9 protein-coding genes are annotated in these 12,646 nt (G+C 46.9%); 3 read left to right on the top strand and 6 right to left on the bottom strand.

Going from position 1 to position 12,646, the window contains the following annotated elements; translation table 11 throughout:
* The first annotated feature begins 154 nt into the window (after nt 1-154).
* A complete protein-coding gene (locus tag A3EU_RS0104890; RefSeq protein WP_020535009.1) occupies nt 155-754 on the top strand; it encodes a DUF2911 domain-containing protein in 600 nt (199 codons plus the stop codon).
* 116 nt (nt 755-870) lie between these two features.
* Nucleotides 871-1,806, top strand: coding sequence for a hypothetical protein (locus A3EU_RS0104885; RefSeq protein ID WP_020535008.1), 936 nt, complete (start codon nt 871-873; stop codon nt 1,804-1,806).
* Nucleotides 1,807-1,823: 17 nt separating this feature from the next.
* Here A3EU_RS0104885 and rpiA read toward each other — a convergent pair whose 3' ends face one another.
* The 4 genes from rpiA to rnpA all read right to left on the bottom strand — a co-directional run bounded on the left by rpiA (nt 1,824) and on the right by rnpA (nt 4,461).
* On the bottom strand, nt 1,824-2,507 hold the full coding sequence (gene rpiA / locus A3EU_RS0104880; RefSeq protein ID WP_020535007.1) for a ribose-5-phosphate isomerase RpiA: 684 nt from the start codon (nt 2,505-2,507) through the stop codon (nt 1,824-1,826).
* Between the two features lie 158 nt (nt 2,508-2,665).
* Nucleotides 2,666-3,172, bottom strand: coding sequence for a hypothetical protein (locus A3EU_RS0104875; RefSeq protein WP_020535006.1), 507 nt, complete (start codon nt 3,170-3,172; stop codon nt 2,666-2,668).
* A 60-nt stretch (nt 3,173-3,232) separates the two neighbouring features.
* On the bottom strand, nt 3,233-3,727 hold the full coding sequence (locus tag A3EU_RS0104870) for a hypothetical protein (protein ID WP_020535005.1): 495 nt from the start codon (nt 3,725-3,727) through the stop codon (nt 3,233-3,235).
* Nucleotides 3,728-4,053: 326 nt separating this feature from the next.
* Nucleotides 4,054-4,461: a ribonuclease P protein component gene (gene rnpA, locus A3EU_RS0104865; protein ID WP_020535004.1), complete on the bottom strand. Its 408-nt coding sequence runs from the start codon at nt 4,459-4,461 to the stop codon at nt 4,054-4,056.
* Between the two features lie 218 nt (nt 4,462-4,679).
* On the opposite strand from rnpA, the gene radC reads away from it, so the two are divergent.
* A complete protein-coding gene (gene radC, locus A3EU_RS0104860; RefSeq protein WP_020535003.1) occupies nt 4,680-5,405 on the top strand; it encodes a RadC family protein in 726 nt (241 codons plus the stop codon).
* Between the two features lie 221 nt (nt 5,406-5,626).
* Here the strand turns inward: radC and A3EU_RS35455 are convergent, their stop codons facing one another.
* Together A3EU_RS35455 and A3EU_RS0104845 are read right to left on the bottom strand one after the other, a co-directional pair.
* Nucleotides 5,627-7,105 carry a LamG-like jellyroll fold domain-containing protein gene (locus tag A3EU_RS35455; RefSeq protein WP_425412650.1) on the bottom strand — a complete coding sequence of 493 codons (1,479 nt, stop codon included), beginning with the start codon at nt 7,103-7,105 and terminating at the stop codon, nt 5,627-5,629.
* A gap of 3,176 nt (nt 7,106-10,281) precedes the next feature.
* On the bottom strand, nt 10,282-12,627 hold the full coding sequence (locus tag A3EU_RS0104845; RefSeq protein WP_020535000.1) for a CotH kinase family protein: 2,346 nt from the start codon (nt 12,625-12,627) through the stop codon (nt 10,282-10,284).
* Nucleotides 12,628-12,646: the final 19 nt, after the last annotated feature.

The raw sequence follows: 12,646 nt of genomic DNA, 5'->3' as shown, positions 1-12,646 counted from the left end.
TCTTTAGTTGGTCTTAGCTCATATTTTTTTTATCATAATCAATTGACTACCCTGCAATTAGTATTTTATTATTTCCGGGCAACCAATTGATATACGATAACGTTCAGATTATTGGATGTTAATTGATGTAAAAAATTCACGCAATCATTTTTCTATGAAGACCGTTCTTTCCCTTTTCACTTCATTGGTTCTTATTTCTCTGCTACTCATTTCTTGCGATTCCCCACCAGCACCCCCGACAGCTCCGGAGGAAAAAGAACCACTGGCTTTTAGTGCACCTCAGCCTGAGTTTACTGTCACTGTTACAGAAGCAGAATTGGCTAGCCCTCGCAAAGAATTGAAAGGAGAACTCAATGGCGTGGATATCACTATCGATTACGGCAGCCCCTCTACCAAAGGGCGGGCTATTTGGGGCTCACTCGTCCCTTACGGAGAAGTTTGGCGGACAGGTGCCAACGAAGCGACGCGTATTACATTCGACGAATCCATTCTAGTCGGAGAAGATATCCTGGCCGCTGGTACCTACAGTCTTTTTACAATTCCTGCCGAAAAAGAATGGCAAGTCATTTTCAATAAAGTTGTTGATCAGTGGGGGGCTTACGAATATGATGCAGCTCAGGATGCCCTCCGTGTTCCTGTCAAGCCCGTTGGTGTAGATTCCAGCAGTGCTACCCTCGAATTCCGTTTGGCACCAGGAAAAATAGTAATGCAGTGGGATAAATTGGTATTGCCCATTTTCCTTACGGAGGCGTAAGGAGGGGATTAGAATGGACCACATCTCTCTACAGACATTTTACCGAAAGTCAGGATAAGAACGTAATTTCTCCTAGAAGGTGCTATTTTTGCGACCTCTAATAGCAACCAACAAGCATGAAGAAGTGGTACCTTAAGGCCATTGTCCAAAAAATTATTTCTTTTCTCCCTTTTCGGAACCGGATTAATTTTTTCTTTCAGAAGTACGTCACCAAGGGTGTTGATCTACATGAGGAACATTTTTTCAACAAGTTCCAGCATTTACTGGATCACTTGGAGCATTTTTCTGCCACCAATGGAAAAGATCAATTAAAAGGCGTTACCTGCCTGGAATTGGGTACCGGCTGGTATCCTATCATTCCGATTGGTTACTTTCTTAAAGGGGCCGATAAAATTTATAGTGTTGATATTTCTGCTCACCTGACTACAGCTACCCTCTTGCGTTGCCTCGAAGAAATTGATCGCCACCAGGAGCGTTTTCTCGCTGGCCTGGGAGCTATTGATCAGGAACGTTGGCAAACTCTCCAGGATATTCGGGAGCAAGCTACCCTCACCACCCCACTAAACAGCCTGTGCGAACGGTTGAACTTTATCCCGATTGTAAAAGATATTCGTGCGCTTGAGTTGCCCGAAGAAAAAATCCTTCTCCTTTCCTCCAATAATACCTACGAGCACATTTATCCGCAAGTACTCGGTGGTATTGTCGAAAAACTTTGGAGCCTGACAGCCCCTGGCGGCGTGATGAGCCATTTCATTGACATGTCGGATCATTTTGCCCACATGGACAAAAGCATTACGATCTACAACTTCCTTCGTTTTTCGGAAACACAATGGCAGTGGATCGACAATCCTATCCAACCACAAAATAGATGGCGGCTACAAACTTACCGCGAGCTTTACCAGCAATTGGCTATCCCATATTCCGAAGAGAAAAATCGTGCAGGCAATCTCGCCGAGGTCCGGCAGATTCCTCTTGCGGCTCCCTATGCTCAAATGCCCGAAGAAGAAGTGGCCATTAGCCATGCTTATCTGGTGAGTAGAAGGCCCGCGTAGTTACTAGACTTATTCTACTATCCAAACACTTTAATTTCATCTCCCTGCCCAACAATAACCTGGGTAGCCAAGCCTAAGAAAAGGCCCGTCTCTACGATACCAGGCACCAAGTGGAACTCCAGGTCTAGCCGTTCTGGATCGGCGATTTTTCCCAATTGACAATCGAGGATATAATTCTGATTATCGGTCAGGTAAGGCGTACCATCCTTTTGGGTTCGTAGCGTTGGGCGGCAACCTTTCTCCGTCAGCACGCGCTCTACCAAGCGGATTGCCTTTGGTAATACTTCCACCGGTAGCGGAAACGCGCCCAAGTGCTCTACCTCTTTGGAGGCATCCGAGATCACCAGCATAATGTCTGAAGCAAAAGCCACCAGTTTTTCCCGAAAGAGAGCACCACCGCCACCTTTGATTAACCGCAGGTGAGGGTCAAACTCATCGGCACCATCAATGGTGAGGTCAATACGGTCAACATCGGCCAGCTCCACCAGCGGAATACCATAACTCCGTGCCTGGGTAGCTGTAGCTTCTGAGGTGGGTATCGCACGGATATCCGTAAGCGTGCCCGCTTGCCATTGCTCACCAATTGCTTCGATAGCGAAATAGGCGGTACTGCCTGTTCCTAGCCCCAGCGTCATACCAGACTGCACCTGCTCAACAGCTTTAAGAGCCGCGTTTTTCTTTTCTTGTGTCTTACTGTCCATAGTCCTTTTATTGCGCAGAAAATAAAACACGATTTTTCACAAGGCTTTCAAATAGTTAACCCGCTTAAAATGAAACGCTTGGCCAACTATTATGAAAGCCAAAATCGTGTTTTATTTTCGTGCTGTTTTTTTATTATTGCGCAAAAAGAAATTCAACCCTATCCTTTAATCATTCTTGACCATCCCAAACGAATGACCAGCATTAACCCCGCAAAAATAAGGAGTACCGTCTGAAACGGCATATAGCTGAAGACCACAATTCTGGTCCGGTCAATAAACCACATAATAGCCAGTGCAGCGCAGATCATCATCACCAAACCCGATAGCTTATCAAAGCCGGGAATCCGATCCATGTTCACGTTTTTCCGCACAATAAGTATCGTAGCGATCATACTAATCACTGGCAGTACTTCCAATAGAATATTCATATCAAAAATACTCCGTCGTTCAAAAAGGAAGAGGTAAATCTGGAGGCTTATCGCAAAAATACCGGGCACACACACCAGGTACAACAACGCACTATAAAGGTATTTCCAAGGACTGTCTTCGCCTTCGCCTTTGGCCAACCAGCCAGTAAGAAGTGCCACCAAGACAATCATGGTAAAATAAAATACAATGTAAATGGGTTGAGCCGAAGTGGCATCGAAAAAATCGCGCAGCGTCATCCTGATAGGTTTTGATCAGCGCAAAGATAAAATAGTAAGCTAGACTTTGGGATAACCTAACTAAAAACTAATATCAAGAATCCTCAGACGCAAGCGGTGGCCTTCGCCAAATCGCAACCGCCTCGTTCCAAACAAAACAGGCAACAACAAGCCTGTGCCAGCAGCCACCCCCGTCACAATGGCATCACTGCTTCGGTATCCTGTCTCAGGATCGCCATCGGTAGCTGTTCCTAATAGTGCAAACCCCGACCAAGACACCCCAAAAGTGATCAACATCATACCTATGTTACGTGCCCAAGGTTTTCCCTGGCGCAGCATCGCAATATCCTCAATAGCCACATAACGATCAGGAAAAACCAAGGCCTGGGTATCATCACGGAGGTCATAGATTCGCTCACCGTACCAATCCTTCTCCCCTACGAGCTGGTATTGAATATAATCACCAACGTATAATTTTGTCGTATGAGCACTGTTGAGTTTCTCAATAAGTAAGACACGCTGAGCTGAAAGGGTACTCACCGTAAGAAAGCAAACAAACAGGTATAGGTAGCGCATAATTTGGGGGTTTATGTATCACACTTTCGGCATTCCGCATAGCAGTTCTTTAAGACCGTAGAGGGATGCGTGGCGATTTTATCGCCACTTTGGGTAAAAGGTAGAGGGACTTTACCTTTGGTGATCGTCCCTGCGGTTCTCGGAGTTGATAACGCTAGTAGCAACCTATTGAAAAATTTTCACCATCAGATTTTCTTGCCCAAGTTGGATATTAATTCCTAATGGTTTGTTATCCCTCTACCCTATACGCTAAAGGCGCGAAGCAGCCCGCATCTTTCTACGGACTTTTGCCCAACGTCCAACTAAACAAAGACCCCTCTCTCACCCTAACCGTTGGTCTGTGATAAGGAATATTGTTTTATAAACTTGGCGATCAATTTACGCATCGCCTTATCCACTTTGGCGTATTCAGGCAATTCTTTACCTATAAAAATGATCATCCAAGCTAGCTGAGGGCCTTCTTCAGGCAAGGCATCGTATAATTCGTGCTTCCGCAAACGGTAAGCTTCCCGCACCAAGCGTTTTACTCGGTTGCGGTCTACCGCATGCTTAAAGCGACGCTTGGAAACGCTCACCGTAAACTGTATCGGAAAACTACTACGTGCCTCCTCCACAGGGCGCCACACCAGGCGCAAAGGGTACTGCATCAGCGCACTGCCTCCCGGCTCAAAAAGCCGTTCCAGCTCCTTTCTGCTCTTTAACCGCTCACCGCGTTGAAAACGAAAATTATTCATAAAAGCGAAGATAGGTAACCTGTTTTTAATTTTATCTTTATCTTTGAGAAACACCGATCCAGGATGGGTCGGAAATACGCGTACATCAACGCACGGAAACGGAACACGACTTATTCTCTAGTCTCCTTCCTCCCTCTTAAATTCCGGGTAAGCATTTATTTCCTTCAACCTCTTTTGTCTGCGACCAGCTAGCGTGCAGGCAAACCTAATGCTATACCATGTCCGTTATTCCAACATTCAACAACTACTCCTCCAATTCTTTAGCGATTACTGCCTGGGCAGAAGAAGACCGCCCCCGAGAAAAGCTCCTCCTCAAAGGCCGTCAACAACTTAGTGATGCCGAGTTGGTAGCCATTCTGCTAGGTTCCGGTAGCCGTCAGGAAAGTGCGCTCAGCCTCGCCCAACGTATATTAAAAGCAGTAGACAACAACCTGCACCTGCTGGGCAAACAAACCTGTGCTGATCTCCTAAAGTTCCCCGGCATCGGAGAAGCCAAAGCGGTGACCATCATCGCTGCCTTAGAGCTGGGTCGCCGCCGCCAACTCACGCCATTAAGTGATCGTCCGCAGGTGCGTAAAAGCGCCGATGCTTACCATTGCCTTGCCCCCTTGATCGCCGACCTCGAACACGAAGAATGCTGGATGCTCTGCCTCAATCGGGCCAATTATATCATCCACCGGGTAAAGATCAGCTCCGGCGGCCGTGCCGGTACCGTCGTCGATGCCAAGCTCGTCTTCGGCCGCGCGCTAGCGCTCAAAGCTTCCTCCATCATTCTGGCCCACAATCACCCCAGCACCAACCTCCAACCTAGTCAGGCCGACTGTATGCTCACTCACAAACTATTCCTGGCCGGCAAACAGCTCGACCTGCCGCTACTCGATCATCTCATTATCAGTGAAAAGGGCTTCTATAGCTTTGCTGACGAAGGGGAGATGGAAGGGTAAGGGTTAGTGTTCTCCCGGTCTTTTGCCGGGGTCATGGTGGTACTCATCCCGAATGCTCGGGATTCGTGAGGGTACTCGCTTCGCGAGTGGGTTGTGCTCGCTTCGCTCGCGCGTAGCGCGGCTACCGCCAGCTGCGTCGGCTCTACCGCAAGCGCAGCGTAGCACGACCTATAATTAGTAAAAAAACACCAATAGGTAACCCGCAATTTTAATTTAGACCACTACCCCTTCACCAACCGCCCACTAGTCACTTCCTCTCCATTTACGATCCGGTAAGTGTACGTCCCCGCTGGCAAGCTTGTCAAGCGTAGATATACACCGCCCTCAAAGCGAGTAGTACGTAGCAGGCGGCCTTCCTGATTGAACAACTGAAACACATTTTGTCCTACCAACTGGCTCTCTATTCGCAATTGGCCATTCACACCAATTGGGTTGGGAAACACACGTGCCCAGGCATCTGCCAACGGTGCTTCTTCCGTACCCACTATGATCAACGTCTCGTCGCCACCCAGCGCAAACTGACCCAGTTCCTCTATCTCACTATCCGTACTAAATACCAAGCCACTGGTTGCTTCATCAGCCATATCGGCCTGGTCGACAAAAGAGCCCCACGCCGTAACGTCGGCATTGGCCCAGCGTTGGTACAGAATAAACTGCTCTGGCGCTGCCGCCGTGGTAGCATCTACTTCTGAAATCCCTGCAAATACCAAGCTTTCCAGTGCACTAAATGGTGTTTCACCATAGTTATTTACAATCCAATACTGTTCTGTAGGCAGGCTATTTTCTGGCAATAAGCTCGGTGCATTTTCCAATCTCGTCACCACCACTTCTTCTCCAGGATAGCTTCCTGCCGAAGGGAAATCAAGCATCAATTGCTCTGCCGTAAAAGCGTAACTACCACCAGTATTCACCGTTTGCTTACTGCTGCTACCGTCGCCAATAGGTGCACTCGAAGGTGTCCTTTCTGCAATACCTGATAAAATTCCGTGGTTATTGTTGGCACGATCATATACCGCTCCGCTAAACTCATTGAATTGGTAATACCCCAACAATGTTTCATCGTACAGTTCATGCGCGGGGTCCACCTGTCGCTGTTTGGTCAGGTGCCGCCAGGTGCGGATCTCGTCCCTATCCAGTGCCCGGTTCCAGATCACTGCTTCGTCAAGCTGGCCACGGAAGTTGCGTGAGCCCCATCCCTGATAGCTTCCTATCCGGAAGTTACCCCAAAAAGCAGGTTCTATCGGGTCGTCAAAAACACGCGTCACCTCCTCTTCATTCAGGTAAAAGGTCACTTGCTCGGGGGTGATCACCATCACCACAAACGACCATTCATCTTCCGGCACACGCAGGCCGCTGCTCCACGCCCAGNGGGTACTGCCTCCTGGCCAGTGGTAGCCCAATTCATTGTTTCCACGCAAATTCATCCCTGCACCGGTCGCATCATTAAAAACAAGGCCAGTATAATCATCCTGCACGCCTTCCGGCCGAACCCATGCCATCAGCGTCATTGTATTCGTCGTAACATCCAGCGATGTCGAAGAAATGAAATGCCCATTATCGCCAGCACATGCCAAAGCCTGCCCTGCTAGCAATTGTGGGCTACAATCGTCGCCCACTTCAATAAATGCTTCCAGGTTTTGGCTTTCCCCATTTACCGTCAGGCTCACATCGTAAGTACCAGCAGTACTGTAAATCACCATCGGGTTGCGCTCACTCGTACTGCTCACCCAGCTTGCCCCCGGAAATTCCCAGGCAAAGGTTGCATCAAAAGGCGCCGTCGAGTGATCCGCAAAACGGAAGGTATCCCGGCTACATCCCGAAAAGTATTTGTCCACAGCTATCTGTGGCTCCACACTACTGATTTGTGCCAAATCCGACTTCCACACACTTCGATTTGTCGCATTAAAGAGCGTCCCATTACGGTAGCTGATCGCCAACTGGCGCGAACGGGCACTCGCTGGCAAATCATCCGCAAACAACTCCCAACCTGCATACCCCGTAGGGCTCTGGTACACCGAGCGCGTTGTTCCCAAATACAACTGGTTATCCGTACCGCGCTGGGTAATCACATTCGTCAGCACCTCTCCCGCCAGGGCAGCACCACTGATGTCGTACCAGGTTTCGCCACCATTGTCCGAGCGCAAGATCTTGTTGGTATCATCTGTTGATCGTCCAATTCTCGCCGCCCAGATGATCTGTGCATCGTTGTAGCTCACTTCTATATCGTAGGGTACGCCGCTACTAGCGGTAGCTGCTGGTGTTATGTTGGTCCAATTCAGGCCACCATCCGTCGTTCTGTAAATTTTCTTTGCCCCCCAATAATCAGGAAAGGTCGTCACATACATGGTTTGCGGGTCCGTCCAGGCTACTTCTACATCGCCTACTTCTTCTCCAAAATCATAGAGTTGCGATACGCTGCGGTTATCGTCTTCGGTTTTGTACAGTCCGTTTCCATTACCAAAATAATGAACATTATAATTATCGCTGGCAAACTCTATTTGGCTAAACCGCCCGGTCACGTAGGTCCACGATGGCTCCATAGCATACCCTCGAGTTGTAGGCGCCACTGTTCGGTCGGCAGGCATCCGCTTGATGTTGTAGTTACTATACACCTGGTCTTCACGAATGGGGTTCACCGCGCCGCCTACACCATCACCACCATCAATACAAGCCCAATCGTTGATGTATACATTACCGTTTTTTACCAGAGTGCCGTTGTGGTAGGCTCCACCAATCATCAACTCGTCGTTATTGAACCCAAGCCCAAAGCCCCAAAAATCAGACCCGGCAATACCATACATACTGCGGTCAAAATTCTCTCCACTATCCGTCGAATAGAAGATACCACCATCATTGGCTACCCACAGGTCGCCGTTGGGATAAAAGTTAATATCATGAATATCGGCGTGTACATAGTTCGGTTTATACGAATGACTCCACTTCGACGGGCAGGTAAACGTATTCCCCCCATCATTCGACACCCACATATTCACACCTCCTACAAATACCTGATCAGCATTAGTGGGCGATACCGCCAGTGCCAGATCGTAGTAGTATTGTCCGCCATCATCGGTGCCATCATCGGCCCAAGCCATCATGTTGATATTATCCAGCGATGCTGGCCCTCCTGGCTGATCACCACAGCAGCTAAAGGTCCAGCTGGTGCCGAGGTCTTCACTCACGTATACGCCGTACAGGCCACTGCCGTCGTTTACTTGTCCCGTCAGTAGCGCATATACTTTGTCGGGAGCCGCCGGGCTCACCGCTATTTCTGCACGTTTATTCTCAAAACCACCACTGGGTACTGGCCAGCCTCCAGCCTGCAACATAAAGTTCTCTCCACTATCAATCGAGCGATAAAACTCCGTGCGGCTACCCGTTTGGCGAATCACATACATCACTTCACTGTTCACAGGGTGGAACTCTATCTCTTGAAAATCACCAAAAAGCACCTCCGTCCAGGTATCACCGTTATCCATAGATCGGTACAGGCCATCATTAGTGGCAGCCCATAAGGCACCACTTCCTGGAGCTATTTTTATATCTTTTGTCGACAAGTCTAGCGCCTGAAAATTGGCATTCCCTGTTGGTGCCCAGCTGTTACCACCATCCGTCGTACGGTAAATACTGCCCATCATAGCTGCGTACACCCGGTTATTATCTGCGGGGTCTATTTCTACGGCATACACACTATTGGCCACTTGGTCCAGGGTCACATTCGTCCATGAGCTTCCCCGGTCGGTACTTTTCCACAGGCCGGCGGTAGCTGTCCCCGCGTACATCAGGTTGGCATCTACAGTACTTTGTTCTATCGTATATACATGGGCAGCACCGGGAGCATAGCTTCGTCCACCCGCATCATGATCCCAATCATGCGGCCCTATACTTGTCCAGTTGCCCGAACGGCCTGCTTGTTGCTGCTCATACTGTTCCAGATAGCGCTCCTCTGCTGTTTTCATGGCTTGCCGCTCGTCAGCCGTCAGCTCCGGGTTCGTCAACTGAAAGGCATAAGTTTCCCGCTCTCGCAGCAGTCGCTTCAGGTATTGGGTATGCCCGTTTTTCACGAAAGTGTTTTCCGCATAATAGGCCTTAAAAGCCGCCAATACAGCTCCTACATCAGCGTTATCTGCGTATAGCATTTGTACCCACTGTGGCAGGTTTTCCTGGCCTGGCTCACCATAAGGAGCCTCTACCTGACTAAAGCCAAAGGTTGCAAATGCGCTCAAAAAAAAGCATAGTAAAAGCGTTCTCATACCGGATAAGTTATGATTCTTGACAATATTTGTAAAAGGATTGGATCATTGGGGCCTCCCCTTGCCGTAGGCGGGGCGCTACGTTTCAGGGCTCACTGTTCGTTCGGCCAGCGATCCCGATTAAATCGGTATCGCTGTCTGTCCCTGCCAAAGCAGGGCCACCCTTGCACATCGCTAGGCCAAAGTGTCCACAAAATAAGCTTATCTCCGTCAAACTACTGTATAGTAGTAAGAGAACTGTCAGCTATACTTCGGAAAAAGGGGGAGGTGGGGAAAATCACCAATGATTTGGTCAATTGAATTTCATGAAATTTGCAATGCTCAGGTTCGCCCAATAAGTCTACGGCTCTTGAACAATCTGTTTCTGTGAGATCGCCTAAGTTGGGCTTTAGCCAAAAGTCCAGCTAAGCGCTTGTTGCTTTTTTCATGGTCAATCTACAGAATTTTTTCTCTAGATTACTATGCAAAAAGAAGGTCAGTGTTTCAATAAACGTTTTGCTATTAGCTAAAAACCGATACACTTCAGCATATTCTCTAAATGATTCAGGATGGACACCCCATAACTCACCAAGGTGCGTCTTGACGTAATTATCGGCCAGTCTTTTCCCTTTGTTACTCATATACTAGTGTATAACGACCTGTTTAGTCGTGATTTTTTTCATTCTCTCATCAAATAGGGATAAATAGTAGCCCCCCGCTGGTAAACTCGATAAATCCAAGGAACCTCCAAAAGAGGAAAGTACTATATCCTCATGCCTTATGAGTTGCCCAAGTTGATTGTGTACCAGGTAGAAATACAATCCCTCTCTCTCTATATCCAAAACAATATTGATTATTCCATTACTAGGATTGGGATAAACGTGCGCATCTGAAAGCTCTTCATTATTGCACTCCAAAAAAGGCTCGATACCAAAATAATCAACCATTTGTGCCTCCATTTCACAAGCTCGTAAAAAGACAAACTTAGCAATATGCGTAGAGACATTATTTCGCCAAATCGCTGCTGACTGCCAATTGCTCCACCTTCTAAAATGTTCCTCCATTTCGCCTTCGTATTCAGCGGTCATTTGCTGTACCAAAGGGTATAAGCTTTCAGGATTGAATTTTTCCTTCAACAAATATTTTGCTCGACTGACAAACTGCTCTTTAAAGGTCTCGTTTTTTATCAAAGTACTGATCAAGGCATTTGTCCAGTTGTCTTCCCCACCAGCGCTTTCACCTCCTAATAACTCTGCCAACAAAGTATCGTAAATTCGATGTTGTCCCATCCCCCCATCAAGATCATAGAATAACCAACGAAATTTATTGTCGTAGGTGTCTGAGCGCCACATTTTTGAATTATTACCAGGCCAATCGGGATTGTTGAAAAAAATCTCTGTGAAGAAATAGTCGATAAGATGATCTATATCAAACCGCTGTTTAATATAGTCATAAACCTGGGGGTCCGTGATGTCGTTCTGCACAAGATATTGATCCCTTAAGTATATAAATTCTGTATCTGGCTCCCCTTCAATAACTTCACCGTAGGAGTTGTATATATTGATAGCATCTTTATCCAAGCCATAATCATCAGCAATTTTATGCTCATCAAAGTGCTCTCTTAGTTCATGTACCCCCCAATATTCTCCGTTAATAAAAACAATAACGGGTTGATACTCCTGTATATCAAGATTTAACTCACGAGCCGCCTGATGAGTAAAGGCATCTGCTAAAATAGTATTGGTCCATGCCCCCATTGTGGTACGAAGTAATAATCGTTTATAACTGGATTGTTCTTTATTGCTAAAAAAGGGGTAATCGAATCTCTTTTCACCATAACTTGAACGGGCGTACAGGCGCATTGTCTTTTGAGCTGCACCTCTGGTCTTACCACCATGAATTCTTAGTCCTATTGCTTGATTAACGACTGCTTCACCATCATCAAAATATTCGAAATTTGACCTTCTTTCCCAGTCTGAACCCATATTAAAATAATTACCTGACCATACAAGGTTATCGGCTTGCAGCGCGGCTCCAGGTACATAAACCCCTCTTTCAAAAGAAAAAAGACTATCAAGAGGACAAGCAATTGAAACCACTGGAAAATCATACCTTTCTCTGCCTTCAGAAAAAACGAAATAAGTATGAGTAGCTACCCAACTGATCCTTTGCCCCGCCAAGAAGGCCGCTGCTCTGACGACCCTTCCTTTGGCTACCTTTTCTTCTGGCGGACTCCATGCCGGGTAGTAATTTTCGCCATCCCAGTCTGCGAAATCTGGCGTGCAGGGAATATTTGCTAACAGGTTTTCTTCCTCGGAGCTATCATCAACTAAAATACTGCTTGTAAACAAGGCATCAGTACGGCTAGGCTCATCCCCCGTAAGGGTATACCTGATTTCCAAGTCACTCAAAGCGGGCTCGTCAAAATTTAGGGATAGCGCAATCACATTTTCATAAAATCCAGCTTCGTGTGAAAAATCTACTTCTAGATCTAGTAAATTAGGGCCACCAGGGCTGGCAATAGATGTGCTTAAGAAAGTATAGTTTTCGCCAAAGAAACCGGCAAAGGCAATATCCTCCTCCAAATCGACGGGTAGGATATGTTGAATAATCTCATCGTCTTTTACCAAAAGAATGTCTTCGCCTTCAGCATTAAGTTTGAAATTAGTATGCAAAGGCACATCAACACCTGATCTATTTTTGCTCGAACAAAAGATGATCAAGTAGCTTTTGGGAGACAAGACGATCGCGGGAAAAGACCACTTATACAAATCTTCGATATCGTCACTTAAATAATACCCTGCCAAAGAAACAGGCTCACCACTGGTGTTAAAAATCTCTAACCAATCACTGGAATCTCCATCTTCATCAAAAAGCGTCTCGTTGTTAGAGGACATGAATTCGTTAATGACAATTTGTGCCTTGGTTGAAGAAAAAGGCATTAAATAAACGAATCCTAAAAGCAAAAATAAAAAGGTAGAATTTTTCATGGGGTTTTAGTTTTTCATA

Source organism: Lewinella cohaerens DSM 23179 (assembly GCF_000379805.1).
GTDB classification, from domain to species: Bacteria; Bacteroidota; Bacteroidia; order Chitinophagales; family Saprospiraceae; genus Lewinella; species Lewinella cohaerens.
This window is presented reverse-complemented; position numbering and strand designations above follow the sequence as displayed.